Below are 22,679 nucleotides of genomic sequence, written 5' to 3'. Positions count from 1 at the left end.
TAAAGTATTTAATTTCTTTGGCTTATCCTGACACTAGTTCAAACGTTTGTAAGAATTCTTACACAGGGTCAGGTTCCTCGTTCCACGACCTAATCAACTGAGTAAGAATATAAAAAATTGAAATTCAGTGATACGATAGTCCTCAAAAAAGTAATTTCTCCTACAAAATAAACCTGACCACATGTCCCTTGGTTCTTTTCACTCATTTTTCACAAAATTTATCGTTAAAATTTGTACAATCATTAATTTGATGGTTAAATAGTACAGGGTATCTGTTTCCGCAATTTGGCATAATCAAACTCCAATCTACCACCTTTTCCCCGTTACCTTGATTGGAACAAAGGAAAAGATACCCCTTTTAATTTAAGACATAATAAAAAGCACCTCTTTTGAGATGCTTATTCCATACCTATCCAACTTTTCAATTGTGTTTTAGCAAGTTCTATAACAACATCAAAAGGATCATTTGAAAAAAGGATCATTTGAAACTTCCATTCCTTTTTCTTTTATAACAACCTCTTTAGTTTTTGACCATACTCTTTCGTGCATCTTTAATTCTAGTATTACCAGTTTTTCTCGTACTTAGTATCGCAATGGGCATTGCTACTGCAACAGAAGCTGCAGCATTAGCAGCAGTTTATGCCTTTGTTATTTCAGCCTTTGTCTATCGTTCCCTAAATTTCCGTCAAATTGCTCGAGCCTTACGAGATACCGTCTATACGACAACCGTCGTTATGTTCATCGTCTGCTCCAGTATGATATTTTCATGGGTACTAATAAGTGAGGGCGTACCTCAACTAATATCAGACCTCTTACTAGGGTTCGGTCTTCCAAACTGGGCTTTACTACTGCTTATCATTTTGGTCATGACATTAGGTGGTATGTTCTTAGACACCGTACCCAACATATTTATATTTGTACCGATTTTATATCCAATCACAGCTGAAATGGGTATGGACCCAATGCATTTCTCAATCATTATGCTCTGTACCCTTTCCGTAGGGCTATTTACTCCACCAGTTGGAACTTCTTTGTTTGTTTCATGTCGGATTGGAAAGATTCGCATGGAGGATACATTAAAGGATTTGACACCCTATTTTCTTGTAGGAATGGCAACCGTTATAGTTGTAGCGTTTATCCCTTCACTTACGCTATGGCTCCCTAGTTTAATAGGACAGTGATTAATGATGTGAAGTATTGTAAATAAAATCAAAAAGAAGTCTTGAAAGAAATATTCCTGACAAGACTTCTTTTTAACTTGCATTTATAAATCCATAACATATCGTCTAAATATCCTATAAGTAAAAAAGACCTTGCACAGAAAACCTCTGAGCAGGACTCTTCATTAAGCACATCAATGAAATACCCTTTTATTTATTCTCCTTGAACAATCTCCGACTCTCCACGTTCCTTCGGATATGCGTGCTGACCCCAATGCCCCCTGTGTTTCCCCGTTCTTTATTTCATTCTAACCGTCAACAACACAGATTCCCCACGGAGTACAGCTTTTTCCTTACTTTTCACCAATTCTTCAACACTATCAAAATTTGTAATTACTACTGGTGAAATAATACTATCCGCTCTTTCCTTGACCAATTCCATGTCAAAGCTAATCAATTTATCACCCGCTTTTACGTGATCACCTTGTTGGACATAGTCATGGAATCCTTCTCCGTTTAATGCGACCGTTTCCAATCCAATATGAATTAAGACTTCTAATCCATTGTTTCCACGAATTCCAATGGCATGTTTGGTTGGGAAAAATTGAACAACTTCCCCATCGAATGGTGCGACTACGGTTCCTTCCCTTGGTTCAACGGCAATCCCATCCCCAAGCATTTTTTGACTAAACATACCATCTGGGACATCCTCAATGTTTATAACATTCCCTGTCATTGGTGAAACCAGATTATCTTGCATCTCCTTTTTACCAAATAATTTCTTTAACATACTCATTTCCTCCAAATTATAGTAATAGAAAAGGCGAAAGTCCTATTTCTTTTCGCCTTTTCCACCTCATTATTTCAATACTGGCCAGTAGTCTTTGTTTGCCTCAATTAAATCATCTAATACATCTTTAGCTACTTTCGCACTTGGTACGGTTTTAGAAAGCGTTAAGGCCTGCCATAGTTTTTGATAACTACCTTCCATATACGCTTGTACAACCAGTTTTTCAACTGTTACTTGCTGGTACATTAATGCTCTTTCAAACCCGGGAATAATACCCTGGTTTAATGGTTCTGGTCCATCTGTTCCTACAATGCATGGTACCTCTACCATCGCATCGTTATCAAAGTTTGCAATCGCACCATTGTTTTCCACAATCATAATCATTCTTTCATGTGTATTAAATGCAATGGCACGAGCTAAGTCTACGATAAAAGAAGCGTGACTTCCGATTGCAAATTCGCTTCCTTCAGCAGTGCCTTTTTCTAAAATGGTTCTGGCAGTTGAAAATACTTCCTTTTCACGGCCATTGATTACTTCATTTGCACGCGTATATTCTGGATTCGCTTGTCCTACCTCATAATCTGGATAGAAGTAATATTTTAAATACGTATTCGGTAAAAATCTAGGATCAATTGCTAAAAGGTCTTTTGCTTTCTTGTGTGTTTCCTGCCAACTTTGGTCCATATGTTGCGTATCTACTTCAATTTGAGTAAGGTATCCATGTTCTGAAACATAGTCGCGAATTTCGGGCAAATATTCGTTTCCTTCTTTATCTTTCACACTTGTCCACCAGCCAAAGTGGTTCAATCCAAAATAACGTACTTCTAAATCTTGTGGCGTTTTACCAATAATTTGGGACATTCTGCGGAGTGTTCCAACAGGCATATCGCAAATATTAAGCACTTTTGAATTCGGACGTAAATGACGGCACGCTTCGGAAATAATGGCTGCAGGGTTGGAATAGTTTAACATCCAGCAGTCTGGTGAATATTTTTCCATGATATCAATCAGCTCAATCATGTCACCGATACTACGCAAGCCATAAGCGATTCCACCCGGCCCACAGGTTTCTTGGCCAACAACACCATGTTTTAATGGAATTTTTTCATCTAGTTCGCGCATTTTGTATTGTCCAGAACGAATGTGTGCGAAACAGAAATCAACATCTGTAAAAGCCTCCTCTGGATCTGTTGTATAAAGATATTCGATATCAGGTGCTTTTTCACTTAATACAATTCCCAGTGCTTTCCCAAGTGTTTCTTGTCTTTGGGCATCATTATCGTACAGTTTCAATGTGCGAATTGGAAAACGGTCTAAGTTATCTAATAGCATCATAACGATACCTGGTGTATATGTGCTTCCTCCACCTGCGATTACGATTGAAAATTGTTTCATATTATTCCTTCCTCTCTCTATTTATTCTTCTACTTGTCTACCTAAATAGTTATCTACTGCTTTTCTAACATTGCTTACTTGTAGTCCATATACAACTTGTACGTTATGGTCTTTAATGATGACCCCGCTTGCACCAGTTTGAGTTTTCAATGTTGCTTCATCTACCACATCTGGTTCTTCCAATGTAAGTCGTAGTCTCGTATAACAATTTGTAACGGTATTTATATTGTCGGATCCACCTAATGCTTCAACGATAACACTTGCCATAGCAGGTTCCCCTTGACTTGGCACGGTGTCTTTGCTTTTTGCTTTGCTTTCTTTATATTCTTTTTTGGAATAAAGTTTTGCCTCTTTACCGTCATCTTCCCGGCCGATTGTCTTAAAGTTAAATTTCGAAATTAAGAACCGGAAAACAACATAATAGATTCCAAAGAATATCAAACCTACTAAAATATATAATGGCCAACTTGTTTTTTCGATCCCTAATGGTAAGTTGTATAGTAGAAAGTCAATCATTCCATTTGGGCCAATAGCACGAACATCCAATAGATTCAACGTAACCATACTCAAACCACTTAGTGCAGCATGAACCACGAATAAGAGTGGTGCGACAAACATGAATGAGAACTCAATTGGTTCTGTTACACCAGCAATAAAAGAAGTAAATGCTGCTGGAATTAAAATTGCTTTAACTTTTGCTTTATTTTCCGGTTTTGCCATATGGTACATGGCCAAACATGCACCAATTAATCCAAACATCTTCGCTATTCCGCGTGCATCCCATATAACGCTTTCAGAAAGTCGTGTTACAGATGGGTCCGAAATTTCAGCGTAATAAATATTTCTTGCCCCTTCAAATACTTGCCCACCAACTTCAGCTACACCACCCAATGATGTATATAGGAAAGGTGTATAAACTAAGTGATGCAATCCAGTCGGAATCAATAATCTTTCCAGCATTCCATATAAGAAAATTCCAAAGCTGCCAGTATGATTAATCAATGCTCCCAAGTTGTTAATTCCAGTTTGGAAAAAAGGCCAAATATAGGTTAGTGCGATTGCTAGTAAAACGACAACTGGTATGAGTACAATAAAAACAAAACGTGAACCGCCATATATTTGAAAAGCGCCTTTGAATTCTGTATCAACAAACTTATTATGAACAATAGCGGTAATAATTCCGAGGATAATTCCAAGAAAAACACCCATATCTAGGATTTGAACACCTAATACTAAGGTCTGTCCAGTACCTTGTAATGCTTCAGCCTCTGTTAATAGACCAGTTAGTTCCATAAATTTGTTCATAGCGTTTACAAAAACTAAATACCCCAGTAAAGCGGTAAACCCTGCTACTGACTTTTCCTTTGTTGCTAACCCTACTGCGATACCTACACTGAAAATTAATCCTAAGTTACCTAATATAGAAACCAATGACCCGGTTAGAATAGATCCGAATCCTGTCGTAATTGGATTATCCAAAAAGGAAACGGTTTCAAGTAACCGTTGATTCGTAAACAAATTTCCAAGTGCGATTAATATACCAGCGATTGGTAAGATAAGCACAGGAATAAACATTGCTTTTGAAAACCTTTGCATTCCTTCCATCACTTTTTCTTTCATTCTTACACCTCCAGTGAATCTCCTGTTTACGATAATTAGTGTACAGCGTAAATAAATTCATGTCGATAGTTTCAGGTATACAAAAAACATGTTTCAAATTTTGAAACATGTTTCACTCTTCATCATTATTTTTATTCAATTGTTCAAAATGTACTTTTAAAATATATTCAAACAAAGTTACCAATCTTGGAAAGAAAATATTTGGCAACATATTCCGATCATCCAACTTGTTGTTATCGAATAATTTAAAGGCAAGGTCGGCTATTTCAGCTGTACGATTATCTGTTTCCTTCGTAAACGATACAGTAAAGATATTATGCTCTTTGGCTGCATGTAATTTGTCTATTACTTGTTGTGTTTCACCAGATTTTGATATCACTACTAATGCACCAATGTCTTCCAAATTATTTTCAAAAACTCCTATGGAATCCGTTCCACTGGCAATAATGGTCTTCTTTCCTAAGACGAGTAACTTTTTATATAAATACTCTGCAACAATCGCCGAGAAACCAGTTGCATAAATGAAAATAAAATTTTGTCTTAAATGTAAAACCTTTTCGATAAAAAGCTCTATCTCTTCCATTGTATTATATTCGAAAAAATCCTGCAGCCGAATCTCCGGAAAATCACCAATTATTTCCGTTTGTTGTAATTTTGCGCTATTTACTAGAGGAACAAGTTGATAATACATATCGACAAATCCTGTATAGCCTAATTTTTTTGATAAGCGAATAACCGTTGCTGGAGATGTGTAATTCTCTTTAGCAATTTCACGGACACCTTTGTATAGAACTGTATCGATATTCTGCACAATATAATTTAAAACCTGGACATCTAGTTCTGTTAAATTCTTTCCTTGGATTAACTTGTTTATATCTATCACGATTCCGTCACTCTCATTCATCATTTCTCTATTACATTTATTATACATGAACGGTGAACGGATATACAGTGGTGAGTGTGGAGTTTTTGGGGCAGAGCCTCACTGCTATCCCCGTAGACGGCGGCTTTTTAAACTTAGCCTGACACTTTAAAACAAACGTTTGATACATTGATCCCTCTCTTATTCCATCGACAAACCCCTGTCGAAATAGCAATCCAATGAACCTATTACTCTTTCAAATTGGTCGAATAAGGTAAAATGTTTAACTTATTTGGCTTATCCTGACACTAGTTCAAACGTTTGTTGGAACGCAGGGTCAGGTTCCTCGTCCCGTTAGTATAGGGAATCCAGGGTCAAATACCTTAGTCAAGTTATTACCGACTATGTGGACCGATCAAACTGCCCCCGTGTCCCTTAAACAACAATCTCTGAGAAAACAACCAAAAAGGAGAAGGAAACCACTGGAGGTTCTCTTCTCTTTTTTTAACGCAGGTAACCTGGCTTTAGCATCTTAATCAACGGTAGGTCTCTTTAATCTCTCTAATTCTTTCAATATGAATAATCTGTTATTAAACTATTCGTTATTACTTTGCCACGCTGTTTGCTTTTTTTAGCCCTTTGATTGTTCCCACATGCATTCCTTCATGATATATCGTGAAAGTTAGAATCTCGCCTACAGTTGATAGTGATTTAAACGGTTCGGCAGCTTTTTCATCCAGCTGGCCGGCTAAAGCTTCCTTTAGTTTTGCCGGCTGTTCTTCAAGAATTTGCTTCACCTCATTAAGTGTCGGTACCTCACCTTGCCAATCAGCTGGCCTTGTCCCTGGGGCGAACAACTCCAAATAACGAGAAGGTGTTTCAATATCCTTTCCGCCAAATTTCGCTAGTAAAATATTTTGCACCGTGTAAATGTGGGCTAAGTTCCAACGGATATTATTATTGAATCCTTCTGGCATTAGATCTGCCTGTTCTTCTGATAGGTTTTCCATTTCATTCAATGTATTTTTCCTAACTAATTCAACTTGCTTAAAAATCATTTCTTCGTTCATCGTCACATCATTCTCCTTTTCTTAATCTAATCTATTAAAAATAGTAAACTACTTCTATAGTATTCTCTAATAGTTTGCTTCCATCCTCCCTCTGGAACACATTTTCTTCATAAGGTGGATTTCCAAGAATATATATCATAAAAGTGATAAATAAAGGAGGGTCTAATAATATGAAAAAAGGAAACATCAAGCTAGGAGTTGCTGCTACATTAGCAATTACATTGGTTGTTACGCCTACCTTTAGCCCGGTAAATGCGGAGGTGAAAGGTCCAGATGTAAATGAAAACCAAGAGGTAAAAATTGAAAGATTGACTAGTAACGAAGAATTAGCGAATTTTCTTCAGAAATCGGATCAGCAATCAGAAAATATTGAAGTGGAAGTATTCGGCCAATCGATTAAGGGTCGGGATCTTCATTTAGTGAAGGCTGGAAATGATCCAAGCAATCCGACCATTCTGATGCTTACACAGCAGCATGGTAATGAGGCGCTTGTCACCGAATCGGCAATACAAGTTATACGTAAACTTAGTTCAAATAGTAAGCAAGTGCAGAACTGGCTGGATCAAGTAAATGTTCTGATTGTGCCACGTTTGAACCCGGATGGAGCAGCGGGTGATGTGAATTGGGATACCTCCCACCTGCAATTCGAAGGCATGCAGACGCGAAACAATGCAGCAGGCATTAATTTAAACCGTACCCATAATTCCAAATCCCAGCCCGAAACAGAGGCTCTGCATACAGAAGTTCTCCAAAAATATGACATCGACTACGCGATTGACTTCCATCATCAGATAGCAAACCGCGTCACGGAGGATGGCGAGCTTGTCTCTGGAGCCCTGCTTTACCCAACAAGCAGTGTCACGGATGACGTTCTTGAGAAATCGAAGAAACTTGGAGCGGTGTTATATGAGGCAGTAGAATCGAAGGGGTATGGTACGTTTGCACGTTATGGATCAGAAAGCACTCTCACGTCAAACGCTCGGAATCATTTTGCTACTCACTATGATATCCCGACCATCCTTTTTGAAAATAGAGGGATGACCGACTCTCCTAACACCACTTCTATTCTGGGACAAAAAACAAATGGATATTTAATTAAACAAGGTACCGATGCAATGCTGGCAGCCATTCAGGCCATAGCCGATGGTTCAATTAATTCGGCGGATATTAGTATTTGGGATACCTTACCAACGCAGTACACTGACGAAGGAGAATAAAGGAACACAGGGTCAGGTTCTTCATCCCAAAACCCAATCTACTGATTAAGAATATCAAAAATTAAAATTCATTGACATAATAGTCCACAAAGAAAGTACTTTCTCCTACTAAAAGTAAATAATAAACCCTCTAACCCCTTGCTACTATTGAAATTTGACACTTTAACAACCCGTCAACTTTCTATTAACTATCTAAGAATCTATAATGCCATTCCGGATAATTAATGGAGGAGTTAGTATAAGAACGCAGGAACAAATACCTTGATCCAAATTATTACCGACTAAGTGGATCGAGGAACCTGACCCATGTCCCGTTGTTTGCCAATATCGGTGACATAAATCGTTTCCCAAATAACAGTAAACTTGCAAAGACTTCTGAATCACTGCAGTCGAACACAGCTCAGGCGAAACATCTAAACAATACGCCAATAAGTTGGAAAACCGTGATTTAAATAATGCATTCTACTCTCTTGCTTTGACTCAAATTAGAAAAGATGTAAATCTTATTATGCATGTGTATTATCAGAAGAAGGGAGAAAAAAGAAACAGGCAATGGTGTATGTGGAGCATAGGTTGGTGAATATTGTATATTCGATTATGAAAAAACATTATTTATATCGGAAGGAATTTTAGATTGTTTAATTTTTCCAACCCACTACTAAGAATTTTTTATAAAACTTTCATATTAGAATATAATACGATTAATCTAAAGCGTGTATCCTCCATTTTCTATCCATCTTTATATTGATAATAACTATTAAATAGATCCGGCATGAGAAACATCTATCTTTTTATGAATATATAGTTTTCCTTCTATTTCTATAAGGGACACAGGACCAGATATCTTGGTCAAGTTATTACCGACTAAGTGGACCGATGAAACTGACCTCGTGTCCCCTAAAAAAAAGACCTAACTCAGAAAACCCCTGAGCAGGACTCTTAATTAGACACATCATTGAAATACCCTTCTATTTATTCTCCTTGAGCAACCTCCGACTTCCCTCGTTCCTTTACTATCACCTTCCCTATCAATACCACAATTAATCCTGCAGCTAATCCATAAATAATCGCATTCAGTGAAGTAATTCCTTCCACCATTAAATCAGTGACTACAACAAGGGAACTGACTAACATCGCGGTTAGAACAACCTTCCTTGGAACTGATTTGAAAAATAGCGCTATAATAATCGGGATAAATAGGGTTCCGGATAGTAAAGCGTATGCAAGGTCAAGAGCAACTACGATATTTTGTAGCTCTGCTGCAATAATGATACCTGTTATTCCTACGATTAATATCATTAGTCTTGTTAACCTAATTTTACTCATTTCATCCGTGATATTCTTCAATGGAGTAATGATATCGTTTACAAAAACGGTGGAAGCAGCCATCATCGTACCTGAGGCGGTAGACATCGCTGCAGAGATAGCAGCTGCTATCGTTAGTCCGATTAATCCAGTTGGTAGAATGTTGATGATTAAGGCTGGCAATGCTTGTTGGGGATCGCTAAGATTCGGAATGATGACACTAGCCATCATTCCTATTAAGGCTCCAGCTATTCCATAGATGACACAATAAATCCCTGCCATGATGGTACCTTTTCGGACGACTTCCTTACTTTTACCAGTAAATGTTCGTTGCCATACATCTTGTCCAATCATCATGCCGAAGAAGTATAACAAGAAATAAGCAAAGACGGTGCTCCATCCCATATTAGAAAGGGAAAGGAATCCCTCATCAACCCTAGAGGTAATCCCATCTATTCCACCTACCTGAAAAAAACTAACAGGTAATAAAATGACAATCAGCCCAATAGTCATTACCCAAAACTGCATCACATCCGTCATCGTAACCGCCCACATGCCACCAAGTAATGTGTAAATAACTACAACGATACCACCTATAACGATGGAAAAGAAAAGTGACCAATCAAATATAGTAGTAAATAAAACGCCAACAGCTATGGTGGACGTTACCATCACCATAATGTTGTACACGACCATCACAATCGCACTATAGAGCCGACTACTAATTCCAAATCGATTTGCTAGCAACTCACTTACACTAAATATCTTTAATTCACTGAGCCTATTAGCAAAGAATAATCCTAAGCCCACAATTCCTAGTCCAATCATCATGACCATCCACATACCGGATATACCATATTGATAACCTAATGCTGTACCCCCAAAGGTTGAAGCCCCACCAAGTACGACCGCTGCCATGGCTGGTATAAATGAGCCATAGCCCAATCTTCTACCAGCAACTACAAAATCGGCATGGCTTCTAATTTTCCGAGAACTAATAAAACCAATGGAAATGAGTACGACAAAATAAAAAATGACCATAAAGAAATCAAATCCGGTCAAAATGCACCGCCCCTTTATACGATTTATGGATACGATTACCGTTCATATGTTGTTTAAGCATGTCAGATAGAGTTTTGTTTCTTTTGACGCGCAATTAAAGAAATAAATTCATAAACCATATTAGCTCCTAGCTGGGAAGTGATTTCTGCATGGTCGAGTGCTGGCAATACCTCCACTAAGTCAAAACCAACATAATGAACATCTGGTAAATGTCGCACAAAATTGATGCCTTCATAACTCGTCAGTCCACCTGGCTCCGGTGTACCAGTACCAGGAGCATAGGCAGGGTCGAAGCAATCAATATCAAAGGTTAAAAACACAGGCGTATCCTTCACCCTATTTTGAATTCGTTCCGAAAGGCTCTGAGCGGACATCGTTTTAACATCATCCGTTGTAAGTACGTCAAACCCGATATCTTTTGCTTCATCCATATCATTCGGATCATAAACCGTTCCTCTTAACCCTATCTGTATCGATGTATTCGGATTAATAATTTCCTCTTCTGTCGCTCTTCTAAACGGCGTTCCATGCGTATATTTCTTGCCCCAGTAGTTATCCCAGGTATCCCCATGTGCATCAAAGTGGACAAGACTTAATGGCCCATAAACCTCCGCCAAACCTCGCAATTCACCCAACGTAATCGAGTGGTCCCCACCTAACCCAATAGGGATGATTTTATTTTTTGCTAGTTTCGCATAATGCTCCCCCATAATGTCATAGGATTCATGGATGTGGCCCGGAATTAACGGTAAATCACCATAATCTATCACAGAACAATGGTCAAAAGGATTAATCTTATGAAATGCATTGGAAGGACGAAGAAGCATGGATATTTCTCGTATACTAGACGGACCAAATCGCGCCCCAGAACGATAACTGGCCGCTGTATCAAACGGTAATCCAACAACTGCCATATCTACCCCATCCGTCTCCGTCGTGTGAGGAAGCTTCATGTACGTTCGAATACCCGTATATCTTGGTGCATTACTATAATGAATTGGTCCAAATTTCGGTTTCTCTGTCATTCTATCTCTCCTCTTAATTTAGTAATCTATTATATGATATGAAAGAATTATCATAATTAGACATGCTGTTTGAGAAAACATAGAATTTTTCATATATCAAAATCCTATCGAATATATGGGGTCTGTTTAATGGACAATTTTGTTTATTTGCTATTGAAGTAGCCAGAGGAAAGTATATCTATAGCCATCAAGCGAATCAGTTCCAGTTATGTTTTCTGGTAAAACTTAAAATATAGTAGGTCTAGTCACCTATTCCAGGGAAGATATAAGAACTAAATATTAAGAAAGCTGAAAGCCTTAAATGGTGTATCGTTAATACAAATAGCGCGAATAATAGGGATATCGAACAAAGTAATAATAGTTGACATATAGAAAAACCCTGCGGAGACTCCTCTCCACAGGGTTTTCTTCATACATTTAATTTCAAGGTAGAATGGTATTTAACCCTCGAATATATTATACTTCTTTTTCAATTCCATAGGCAGTTTGAAGTGCCTCAACTAAAGTAGCATATTCACCTACATCAGAATTATCATTATTTGCTAAGTTTTGAAGTAGTTCTTTTAATCCCTCTTCATCATTAGCGTAATTTTCAGCTTGAACTTTTACATCGGAAAGATCTGTATTTTCAATAGCATCAGCTACATTTTGAACTTCATCTGAAGAAACATCTTCTTTAAAGTTGAAAGACGGAGCTGTATCAAGTTCTAAATCTTCATGCTCTGTAATAGCAGCACTAACCTCAGCTTCTGCTGATTCTAATTCTGATTGAACAGTTACTTCGAATGTAACCTCAACAATATCATCTTCATCAGTTACTTCTACACTAATTGTAGCAGAACCAGTTTCTGCTTCGTCAGCAGTAATAACTAAATTACCATTCTCAACAGCAGCTTCAACTGCTTCAGTAGATCCTGATACTTCAAGTGAATCACTTACAAATGATAGGTCATCAGCATCAGAATCTTCAGCTACTTGAGAAGGTGTAAGTTCGATATCATTTCCTACTGTTAATGTTTGATCATCAGCATTCGCTGTAGGAGATTCATTATCATCTTGCTCATCTTCTAGTTCTTCATATTGATTTGCGTCAATTTCTTCAAATACAAAGTACTTAGCGAAGTTTGAACCTTCTTCATCTAACACTACGGTAACCTTGATATTAGAATCACGTAAATCACTTAATGACTCTCTAGTAATGTCATCCTCGTCTGTTGCATCAAGAACTAATCCACCACTAACTAGGTCATATGTTTCACCATTAACCATTGTTACTTGATTTTTACCAATGTTTACTTCATCAACGATTTGATCTTCAACAACAAAATCTTCAAATTCATATGACTCTTGATTCTTGCTGAAATCGTCTGTATAGATTGCTGTAACTAGTTCATCATTATTTGTATCAAATTCAAATACAACATAATCACCTTTATTGATTTCTTCATCAACTTCGTCTACATCAAGAGTTACTTTTTCTCCATTCACAAATGCAGAAACTTCGATTACTTCTTCATCAGGATTTTCAAGTACATTTGTGATAACAGCACCTTCATAAACAGTGTCTGTTGTAGTTGTACTGTTAATGATTAATGCGATAACTTCATTGTCTTCATTATAGATATAGTCTACATCATTAATGTCGGAACCGTTATAATCTTCCCAAGTTGTCACAGACATATCATCAACATCGTAATCGCCATCTTCTACATCTGTTGCATCAAAGACTACTGTATCTGAAAGTAATCTCTTACCATCAACATATCTATCACCAGGTTCTACAGTTTCAGTGAAGTTTTCTACTACACCTTCATCTGTAGCATTAGAATCAAATAATTCAATTTCCTCAATATTTTCATTATCATCTAAGTGGAAAATAGCAAGTTTACCTTCAGGTGAAGATAAATCTACTAATGCAACTGGTGAGCTAGTTTCCTCTTCTGCTTCAACAGCTTCTTTATATGCATCTTTTTCTGCTACAGTATTAAATACAACTAAATCTGTACCTACAACATCAACTACATAATCATCATCAGATGCATCTGTATCGTCATTGTTAATGTCATAAGGCTCACCATTAATTGTAATAGTATCTAGATTACCAAGTGTAAGTTGACGTAGAGTTTCTTCACCGTTCTCAAGATATGCTTCTAACTGTACAATAGTGTCACCAAAATTACTATCAGTTGCAAAATCTGTAATCACTGCACTAAATTCATTAGTTTCTACATCTGCAAGTTCTCCATCAACATATACTAAGTTCCCTGCACGGTCAAAGAATAATGTCACATCGCCTGCAGCTTGTAATTCTTCTGCAGCATCATTATCTAGTGTTTCAGTTTCACCTTTATCATTAACGTATACTGCACCTTGATATGTCAATCCAAGATCTTCAGCATCTTCAGCAAAAGTGAAGTCATATACTTCTCCATCAACTTTGATAGCTTCGTTATATACTGTTTCAATTTCACCAGATACAGTATTATTATAAACTTCTGCGAATCCATCTCCATTGTCCGCATCATTGTTGAAGAACAGTACATCTCCTGCTTCTAAGTCTTCAAGAGAAGTAACTTTTCCGTCTTTAATAATAGTAGCATCTTTCGCATCAAAGGCACCGCCTGTACCTACACCTTCAATTCCTACTACTTCATTATCTTTAACTTCTTCTACGATTAAGAATTCTTCTAAATTGTAGGCACTAACATATGCAATGTCACCTGCTCTATCAAATGCAACTTTAGCAAAGTTGAATTCACTTCCAACAAATTCATTGATGTTTTCTTTTTCACCGTTTACATAGAAATGGAATTTATCCTCCGTATCATCATCTTCAAACTTCTCATCAGAAACATCAAACTCTTTATCTTCTGTTAGAAGCTTAATTTCATCATCTTCTGTAATTTCAATAGAATCATAAATAGCTTCTGTTTGAACTTCATAGTTAACTAATTCATTTCTATCATTATACCAAACACTTACTTCTTCACCTAGAATTGTTTGTAAGTCGAGATCATCAAAAGCACCAGGAACTTCCACTGTTACAGTGGTTCCATTGCTTGTTAAAACATCAAATTCACGATCTTCTATGTCAATCTCAACCACACGGTTTTTAACGAATTCAGGACGATTGAATTCTGTTACAAGTTCTCCAATTTGTAAAGTGTAGTCAGTTAGAGTTTTAATTTCATCTTCCGCGCGCCAATCTGTATTATCATAAAGGATAATTTCAGCAGATAACCCATCAGAAGCCAATTCTACACTTTCAACACCTACACGTTCTTTACTATCTGACTCAAATATGCTAATTTCTGATTTATCGATAGAAGTTATAGGGCTATTGAATTCAACAAGCAATACGTGACCATCATCAGTTAATGCACTTACATTTGTGATTTCAGTCTCTGTAGTCGCATCAATCGCACGTTTCACCATTACAGCGAATTCTGCACGAGAGATATCGTCTGTTGGAGCAAAGAAATTACCTGGTTTACCTTCCATAATTCCATTTGCAACTGCAACCTCTGCATAATCTTTAGCCCAATCAGCAACTTGATCTGCATCTACAAATGAATCAAGGTTAGCTGAACCTTCTAAGCCATAAGCGTCAACGATAGCTTTTGCAGCTTCTTGACGAGTTAGAACTTTCTTAGGCATGAATTCGCCTTCGTCATTACCTTCGAATACTTCTGGAGAAGCGGCACGTACTGCATCATAGAACCAGTCTGAAGAATCAACATCAGAGAAATCTTCCGTTCCTTCTACAGGTAGGTCTAAAGCTTTACGTAGTACTTCTGCTGCAGATGCACGATCGATAGAATCTTTTGGATTGAAGTTTCCATCTTCGTCACCTTGTAGGATGTTGTTACCAGCTAATAGGTTTACAGCGTCTTTATACCAGCCGTTATTGCTGTCGTTTTCTACGTCAGGGAAACTAACGTCTGCAGCTAATGTAGCTGTAGGTACTACTGCTGTTGCTGCCACTGCTGCTGCAGCTGTTGTAGCAAATGCTTTGCGAGTTAATTTATCTTTCGCCATTTTTGTGTATTCCTCCCATTTTTTCCTTGTTAATCTATAACTCTTGGAAACTATATACTGCATAATAAGTAAAATAGACTATATGTATGATAGTTTCCTAGATTATACAAACTAAGCAATAAACCATTTGAATCACTAGTCCATCGTTTGCTTGTTTTATATTGTACTAGGTTTAATTACTTACTACAAGAATATAACACCAAAACTAGTATAATTCAACATATTTGCCATTAAATTCCACTAATTTTACGTCCGTCGTTATACACTTGTAACGGATTTGTAATGCTTAGTACATTTCCATTATCGGTAAAATCTAGTAATTTTTCAAGCTTTAATTACCGAAAGCCAGATGGTAAATTTTCACATGTGTGATTATACCAACGGATATCGGGTTTGGCTACCTCGAACTCTCGTCTTTTAATGGATTTTTATGGATTCAAAAGCACAAGATTGGTTACATACATTGTTACATATAGAATAGTAGTTTATTTGTTTTACTATTTTGCTATTTTTCTTAATCATTTCAGTTGTAATATATCCTGTAACATCGGGTAGGAATGTTTCACTACTACCATCATCCTTTTTTTGCACTACCTCATCATATATATTCGGTTTCCTTTTGTTTATTCCTAGACTTTTCTTTGGAGATTACAACTTTTGAAGATCATTCGTTTGGCCCGAAACGATTAAATCTGGGCATATGGATTTAGAAAGCCATACACAATCTTCCAACGTGGGGATTTAGTTAATGTCGTAAGTAATATATGTTACATCGTTGTAAACGGAGGAAATACACTTAGGATTTTGTGGGGAATGAGGGATTATATAGTCACCGAGATGCGTAGAACATGGAGGTGGATCACCAGTCGTTCTCATTTGCGCAGTTTTTCTCCGTAGTGATGTTTCTTTGTAAATGAAAACAAAAGAAAAAAGCAAGTAAGCCTAAGCCTACCTGCCTTCTTTCCATTCATAATAATCTTCAATACCTAAAGCAATGGCTTTCGCCGCTTCTTTTTGTTTCGTTTCTAGAACGTTCGCATCGTCTGGATTCGTAATAAACCCAAGTTCTACTAATGCAGCTGGAAGTGGATTGGCTTTAATGACACGGAAACCAGCTGATTTCACGCCGCGATCCCTTGTTCCTAAAGCATTAATCATCCTATCCTGAATGAACGTTGCGAGTTGTTTACTCTCTGCTGTTCGGGTGGATGCGGTAGAATAATAGGTTTCGGAACCATTTGCACTGGAACTGGAGAAGCTGTTCGTATGAATACTAACAAATGTATCCGCATCATTATTGACTCCAACATCTACTCTTTCATCTAGCCCTAAATATGTATCATTGGTTCGAGTCATCACCACATCAATGCCTGCATCCTCAAGGTAATCCCGTAAGTGTAAGGAAACGGCTAAGTTAATGTCCTTTTCCACTAACCCATTGCCACTTGCACCAGGATCATGGCCACCATGTCCGGGATCAATGGCAATTTTCCTTTTTATCGAAGGTTTCGTCGTTGTTAAATATTTCTGGTTCACAAAGCCTTTTCCACCATCGTATTTGATGTACACCCAGTTGTTATCTTCTACCTGATAGGTTGTTACTTTATCATTCTTATACAATAACCCTACTTTGCCATGCTCTACGCCAGGGCCACTTCTTACATTTAACGCATAAGCTGTCACGTATTGTGTTTTCGGATCAACATTAGCTGCCTCTTCTTCTGGTGTAGGTTCTGGCTTAGGCTCTGGTTTGGGTTCTGGCTTTTCTTCCTCTTCTGGTTCAGGCGGTGTTTCTTTATCCTCTTCATTATCGGATACATTTCCATCTACCTTAAAGGAAGGTTCTAACGCACGAGCGACCATAATGGAAAACTCTAGTCTTGTAATGGTACTGTCTGGCTTAAATTTCCCATCCACATAACCATTGGTAATCCCAGCATTGGTTACTCGATTAATGGCTTGAACATGCTCTTTTTTATTCGGCATATCCGAATACGAAATACTTGTACTATCATCGGTATAGTCAAATGCCTTGGAGATGAGGTACGCCATTTCCAGCCTTGTCATTTCATTCAACGGTCCGAATGTTCCATCACCATACCCGTGAATCACATCTTCCTCATAGGCTAATTGGATATATCCGGAAGCATAGGAACTTGCATCCACATCAGAGAACACCGTTTTTCTTGGCTTCTCTCCATCAAGCCCCAATGCTCTTCCAACCATGGTTGCAGCCTGTTCCCTTGTTACTGGTTCATCCGGCTTGAAATACCCACCCGGAAAACCTTTCACAATGTCCCGGTCTGTTAAATAATTAATTTCCTCTGCATAGTTCTTCGGAATATCCTTTAAGGAAGCAGCGGAAATAACCGATGGAATCGCCATTACCATGATAACCCCAGCAATGAGCAGCATATACAATTTTTTCCCAAACATTAGGAAACATCCCTCCTTTTGCATCTCTTTGATTATGGCTGTGATACCGCTACGGAAATACACTACGCTTTCCGCAGGCGCTGCTGAGCCTCCTCCGAGCTAACGCTCTCCGTAGTCTCACCTAGGCTTTTCATCCTGCAGGAGTCTCCGTGTATTTCCTCCGCTGGTGCAGTGCCCTACCAATTCATAGCAATTGTTACTATAAAATAAGAAAAAGGCATTTCCTCCTATTAATCTAGTAGATAGGAAGTATTTTTACATAAATCAGCACTACGACTGACCGCGGCGCTATTTCCTGCACCACTATAAAACAGCCTTTTTTCACATCATAAAAACACCAAACGAACAACCTTTGACATTTTTAACTAAAATATACCATATTCTACTAAAAATAGCATTCCCCTATGACACATTTAGCAAATTAGACCCTATCAATTTCACTCTTTTTTTGGTAGATTTATAGATAGTTATGCCATAATAATAGAAGAAAGTGGGGAAGCATTTGAAACGATTAAGTCTAATCATGATTGCCGTGCTTTTCATGATACCGACTGTGGTTTCTGCTGAAGATATCACAGATCACTGGGCCTATGATGAAATGAAGGCTCTGATTGATGCGGGTATTATGGAAGGAAATGAAGACGGGGATTATAATCCAGATGACGATGTAACACGAGCACAGTTTGCGGCCTTTCTTGTAAGGGCGCTAGATTTGTCAGAGGTGAACAAACTGAAAAGCTTCAAAGATGTCGATTCTGACAAGTGGTATTACGATGCCGTACAAACAGCGTATCATTATGGGCTAATCAATGGGAATGGAGACGGGTATTTTAATCCGAAAGAAAAGATTACGAGACAGGAAATGGCTGTGATGCTGTATAACGCCATTTTTTCTAAAAACATCCATCCCGACGCTGCTGAGCTAACCTTCACGGATAAAGGAAGCATTGACGATTGGGCATACAATGAAGTAGAACAAATCGTCAGTCTAGAATTAATGGAAGGAAAGCCTGGCAATAAATTTGCTCCATTAGATGTTTCTTCCCGTGCAGAAGCAGCAACCGTTATTCATCGATTGGTTCAGCTGATTGAAGCACCGGAAGCTGGTGAAGATGAAGAGGAGCAAGACAACGAAGAAGAAAATGAAGAAGAACAGCCAGAGGAACCAAAGCCAGAAGAGCCTAGTGAACCGGAAGAACCTAGTCAACCAGAAATCGTACACGAAACAACCAATTATTTACATGACTTTTACGAAGTGGTCGTAAAGCAAGCAGGAGTAACTCCAAAGGTTGACGGAGCTGGGAAGTTCATCGCTACCGAAGAATTGGTTGCCCACTACGCCAATTCCAACAACTTTAAGAAGGATACACCCGAATACTATCAATTTCTAAAACTATCGATTCCATTAAAAAACCTAGATAAAAATCAAATCAATGATGAGATTCTTCATGGTAAAGGCAGCTTAGAAGGAAAGGCCTCTGCTTTTATTGAAGCTGGAAAAGCCTATAACATCAATGCTATCTACCTAATCGCCCATGCCATCCATGAAACTGGAAAAGGAACATCCCCTCTTTCAAATGGGATTGAGGTAGGATTGGATGAAGATGGCCATGCTGTGATGGTTACCGATGAAAATCGTGACAGCTTAACAAATATTAAAACGACCTATAATATGTATGGAATTGATGCAAGAGATGCCAATCCAGAAAAATTAGGTTCCGAGCATGCCTATCGAGAAAAATGGTTCACCCCTGAAGCAGCCATTATTGGTGGGGCGAAATATGTAAGACAAGATTATATCGCACTTGGACAAGACACGTTGTATAAGATGCGCTGGAATCCAGAAACACCTGCATCTCATCAATATGCCACCCATGTACAGTGGGCCGAACTCCAAGCGAAAAAAATCTATGATTATCTAAATGCGATTGATGCCATAGGGACCGTGAGCTTTACCTTTGATGTACCGAAATATAAAAATCAGCCATCCTCTTCCGCACTACCAGCACCTGAGGATCGTTATGTCATCAGAGATTCCTCCCTAACCGGAGTGACTGGCGTTGTTTCACTCGACGAAACCGATGATGGACTGAGATTCCGAACCTATCCTGTTAGTGGGAATGTTATCAAGAAACTTCCTGATGGAGAAGAGGTTCAAATCATCGGTACAAACGGTGGATGGTACTATGTAGATGTAGACGGAAAAGAAGGCTGGGTTTCCGGAGACTATATTAAATTCCATGATTTGTTGAAAGTGATGATTGACAGTGCTTGGCTCAACGTACGAAGCGAACCAAGTACAGATAGTGAGACTGTCGGTAAACTATATAGTGGCGACTATGTGAACGGCGTCATGGATAACGAAGGAATCTTCATAAAAGAAGACGGTTGGTACCAGATTACATTCGAAGGCAAAACACGCTGGATCCATGGGGATTATATTAAAGAGATTGGGTCTGGGATCAATTAAGTTCGTACCGCTCCATCGCAAAAAGAAGCAACCTATAGTGGTTGCTTCTTTTTATATAGAAAGAACGTTCATATGTTGTTCCTCCAAAATCCTTATTACTTTTTTTCATTTTGACCTTACCACCACTTAAAACCATCTTCTTCTAATAATTGATGAGCAGCTTCTGGCCCCATTGATCCGGACGTATAGACATGAAGAGGAACTCTATTTTCTTTAAATGCCTTTAAAATAGGCTCTACCCATTTCCAAGATAATTCTACCTCGTCCCAATGAGCAAAAAATGTGGTATCTCCTACGAGCGCATCAAATAACAACAGTTCATACGCCTCTGGTACATCTTGATTACTCTCCGAAAAGTCTACGGTGATCGGTTCCATTTTTCCGTTTACTGGATTTTTGCTATTTAATCTTAAGGATATCCCTTCATTAGGATTGATATTTATTGTTAATAAGTTGGGTTCAATCTGTTCCATTTCAGAAGGATATGTATCCCTTAAAGGATGTTTAAATTCAATGACAATCCTTGTTGCTTTTTCCGTCATTCTTTTTCCAGTTCGGAAATAAAAAGGAACCCCATCCCAAAAGGAATTATCCACCCATAGACGTGCTGCAATAAATGTATCACTTTGAGAAGAAGGATCTACGCCAGGCTCCTCTCTATATGCATCTACAGCATGGCCGTTTATTTCTCCAGACCCATATTGCCCTCTGACAACATGTACACCTATAGTGTCTGTTTGTAATGGACGCAACGATTCCATGACTTTTCTTTTCTCATTGCGAATTTCATGAGCGGTAATACGTTTAGGTAAATGCATGGCTGTCATCATTAACAGCTGTAGCATGTGATTTTGAACCATATCACGAATGGCTCCTGCCTTGTCATAATAACTGGCTCTTTCTTCCACACCAACCATTTCACTAGCTGTAATTTGGACATTGGCAATAAATCGATTGTTCCATAATGATTGCAAGACAGGATTCGCAAAAGCCAATGCTTCCATGTTCTGCACCATTGGTTTTCCTAGATAATGGTCAATTCGATAAATTTCATCCTCATCAAAAGCTCTGCTAAGCTTTCTGTTTAATGCTTGGGCCGATTGTAAATCGTGTCCAAATGGTTTCTCGATAATCAATCGTTTCCATCCGTTCGTAGTGCCTAAATCATTATTCATGATATTTAAAGCAATCACATCAAAAAACTCAGGAGCGACGGATAAATAAAACATTCGGTTTTGATCGATATCCCGTTCTCTTTCGCTTTGTCGAACCATTTCCAACAACTTCACATAGCCTTCCGTTTGAGTGAAATCAAGCTGACAATAACGAAACGGCTGGACGAACGTTTCTTTTTTAGATTTATCATCAATCAAATGTCTAGAAAAGGTATACAAGGAATCGATGACACTTGACTGAAACTCAACATCGGAATATTCATCTTTCCCTACACCAATAACGGAAAAAGACTCTGGTAGTTTTTGACTCCGATATAAATTAAACAATGCAGGATAGATTTTTCTTTTAGCTAAATCACCTGTTGCCCCAAATAATACGAATGTCATAGGATCCATTTCGTATTTCTCACTCCTCTCCCTGATAGCAGCGTATCCAGGGTCACACCGCTTTGAAAAACAGTATAGTACTTATCCTTCCCTTTTAATAGTACGCACTTTATTTGCATATAGTAAGAAATAGATAACATAGTGTGAAAAAGAATACTGTCCATATCATCGCTCTGGGGATTGTTAGCAAAGGGGAATCCGTAGCGCCTTTGGTGTACGAAGTGTATTTCCTTAGCGGTGTTATAGAAGGAAACAGAATGGGAGATAATCCCTCCATCTTATTGGAAGCAACCACTATTGGTTGCTTCCTTTTTGTGTTATATTAGTAGGAGAACATACATCATTCGACAATCTTTGATGGATTGTTTTTTCGTTTAGGCTATTTTCTAAAAAGATGGTTGGTTTATGCACAAGATTTGTGTGATGTTCATTCGTTTGGGTATAGCGGGGGCTCGGATTATGGGTGGGATTACTGGTTTATCAGCGCTCCTTCCAGTTTATCGGCGGTGCGCCTGGTTTATCGGCGGTACTCCCGGTTTATCGGCGGTACTCCTGATTTATCGGCGTTCCTTCCGGTTTATCGGCGGTACTCCTGATTTATCGGCGGTCCTCCCGGTTTATCGGCGATGTTCCTGATTTATCGGCGGTCCTCCCGGTTTATCGACGG

Annotated in this window: 13 protein-coding genes; 3 read left to right on the top strand and 10 right to left on the bottom strand. The window is 38.3% G+C overall.

The annotated features are described in order from the left end of the window. Positions 1-527 precede the first annotated feature (527 nt). Positions 528-1,181, top strand: a complete 654-nt coding sequence (locus CAO17_RS19370; protein ID WP_281252951.1) for a TRAP transporter large permease subunit — start codon at positions 528-530, stop codon at positions 1,179-1,181. Positions 1,182-1,458: 277 nt separating this feature from the next. Here CAO17_RS19370 and CAO17_RS19365 read toward each other — a convergent pair whose 3' ends face one another. The 5 genes from CAO17_RS19365 to CAO17_RS19345 all read right to left on the bottom strand — a co-directional run bounded on the left by CAO17_RS19365 (position 1,459) and on the right by CAO17_RS19345 (position 6,897). After that, the gene (locus CAO17_RS19365) at positions 1,459-1,950 is read right to left on the bottom strand and encodes a PTS sugar transporter subunit IIA (RefSeq protein ID WP_085994124.1); all 492 of its coding nucleotides are present in this window, start codon (positions 1,948-1,950) and stop codon (positions 1,459-1,461) included. A 69-nt stretch (positions 1,951-2,019) separates the two neighbouring features. Further along, the gene (locus CAO17_RS19360; protein ID WP_085994123.1) at positions 2,020-3,345 is read right to left on the bottom strand and encodes a 6-phospho-alpha-glucosidase; all 1,326 of its coding nucleotides are present in this window, start codon (positions 3,343-3,345) and stop codon (positions 2,020-2,022) included. Between the two features lie 21 nt (positions 3,346-3,366). Beyond that, positions 3,367-4,965: a PTS transporter subunit EIIC gene (locus CAO17_RS19355; RefSeq protein WP_085994122.1), complete on the bottom strand. Its 1,599-nt coding sequence runs from the start codon at positions 4,963-4,965 to the stop codon at positions 3,367-3,369. Between the two features lie 112 nt (positions 4,966-5,077). After that, on the bottom strand, positions 5,078-5,896 hold the full coding sequence (locus tag CAO17_RS19350) for a MurR/RpiR family transcriptional regulator (protein WP_245831878.1): 819 nt from the start codon (positions 5,894-5,896) through the stop codon (positions 5,078-5,080). A gap of 536 nt (positions 5,897-6,432) precedes the next feature. Continuing rightward, on the bottom strand, positions 6,433-6,897 hold the full coding sequence (locus CAO17_RS19345; RefSeq protein WP_085994121.1) for a DinB family protein: 465 nt from the start codon (positions 6,895-6,897) through the stop codon (positions 6,433-6,435). A 170-nt stretch (positions 6,898-7,067) separates the two neighbouring features. On the opposite strand from CAO17_RS19345, the gene CAO17_RS19340 reads away from it, so the two are divergent. Next, on the top strand, positions 7,068-8,114 hold the full coding sequence (locus tag CAO17_RS19340; RefSeq protein WP_085994120.1) for a M14 family zinc carboxypeptidase: 1,047 nt from the start codon (positions 7,068-7,070) through the stop codon (positions 8,112-8,114). Positions 8,115-9,086: 972 nt separating this feature from the next. On the opposite strand, the gene CAO17_RS19335 is transcribed toward CAO17_RS19340, so the two are convergent. From CAO17_RS19335 to CAO17_RS19320, 4 genes are all read right to left on the bottom strand, one after another. Continuing rightward, positions 9,087-10,481 (bottom strand): sodium:solute symporter family transporter, encoded by a 1,395-nt coding sequence (locus CAO17_RS19335; protein ID WP_245831877.1) that lies wholly within the window; start codon positions 10,479-10,481, stop codon positions 9,087-9,089. A 62-nt stretch (positions 10,482-10,543) separates the two neighbouring features. After that, complete coding sequence (speB, locus tag CAO17_RS19330) at positions 10,544-11,506, bottom strand: agmatinase (protein ID WP_085994119.1); 963 nt, start codon at positions 11,504-11,506, stop codon at positions 10,544-10,546. Positions 11,507-11,962: 456 nt separating this feature from the next. Beyond that, positions 11,963-15,544 carry an S-layer homology domain-containing protein gene (locus CAO17_RS19325; RefSeq protein ID WP_179151993.1) on the bottom strand — a complete coding sequence of 1,194 codons (3,582 nt, stop codon included), beginning with the start codon at positions 15,542-15,544 and terminating at the stop codon, positions 11,963-11,965. 948 nt (positions 15,545-16,492) lie between these two features. Then, positions 16,493-17,980, bottom strand: coding sequence for an N-acetylmuramoyl-L-alanine amidase (locus CAO17_RS19320; protein ID WP_179151992.1), 1,488 nt, complete (start codon positions 17,978-17,980; stop codon positions 16,493-16,495). 490 nt (positions 17,981-18,470) lie between these two features. On the opposite strand from CAO17_RS19320, the gene CAO17_RS19315 reads away from it, so the two are divergent. Next, positions 18,471-20,450 (top strand): S-layer homology domain-containing protein, encoded by a 1,980-nt coding sequence (locus tag CAO17_RS19315; RefSeq protein WP_218775582.1) that lies wholly within the window; start codon positions 18,471-18,473, stop codon positions 20,448-20,450. Positions 20,451-20,566: 116 nt separating this feature from the next. Here the strand turns inward: CAO17_RS19315 and zwf are convergent, their stop codons facing one another. Continuing rightward, positions 20,567-22,021, bottom strand: a complete 1,455-nt coding sequence (gene zwf / locus CAO17_RS19310; protein ID WP_085994115.1) for a glucose-6-phosphate dehydrogenase — start codon at positions 22,019-22,021, stop codon at positions 20,567-20,569. Between the last annotated feature and the right edge of the window lie 658 nt (positions 22,022-22,679).

This window comes from Oceanobacillus senegalensis, assembly GCF_900176885.1.
In the GTDB taxonomy this organism is placed as follows: domain Bacteria; phylum Bacillota; class Bacilli; order Bacillales; family Amphibacillaceae; genus Oceanobacillus; species Oceanobacillus senegalensis.
Note: the sequence above shows the minus strand (reverse complement) of the source record. Positions and strands in the feature narration are given on the sequence as shown.

Coding starts and splice junctions, on each gene's coding strand:
- CAO17_RS19365 (WP_085994124.1), bottom strand. CDS start 1,950: ATGTTAAAGAAATTATTTGGTAAAAAGGAGATGCAAGATAATCTGGTT.
- CAO17_RS19360 (WP_085994123.1), bottom strand. CDS start 3,345: ATGAAACAATTTTCAATCGTAATCGCAGGTGGAGGAAGCACATATACA.
- CAO17_RS19355 (WP_085994122.1), bottom strand. CDS start 4,965: ATGAAAGAAAAAGTGATGGAAGGAATGCAAAGGTTTTCAAAAGCAATG.
- CAO17_RS19350 (WP_245831878.1), bottom strand. CDS start 5,896: ATGTATAATAAATGTAATAGAGAAATGATGAATGAGAGTGACGGAATC.
- CAO17_RS19345 (WP_085994121.1), bottom strand. CDS start 6,897: ATGAACGAAGAAATGATTTTTAAGCAAGTTGAATTAGTTAGGAAAAAT.
- CAO17_RS19340 (WP_085994120.1), top strand. CDS start 7,068: ATGAAAAAAGGAAACATCAAGCTAGGAGTTGCTGCTACATTAGCAATT.
- speB (WP_085994119.1), bottom strand. CDS start 11,506: ATGACAGAGAAACCGAAATTTGGACCAATTCATTATAGTAATGCACCA.
- CAO17_RS19325 (WP_179151993.1), bottom strand. CDS start 15,544: ATGGCGAAAGATAAATTAACTCGCAAAGCATTTGCTACAACAGCTGCA.
- CAO17_RS19320 (WP_179151992.1), bottom strand. CDS start 17,980: ATGTTTGGGAAAAAATTGTATATGCTGCTCATTGCTGGGGTTATCATG.
- zwf (WP_085994115.1), bottom strand. CDS start 22,021: ATGGATCCTATGACATTCGTATTATTTGGGGCAACAGGTGATTTAGCT.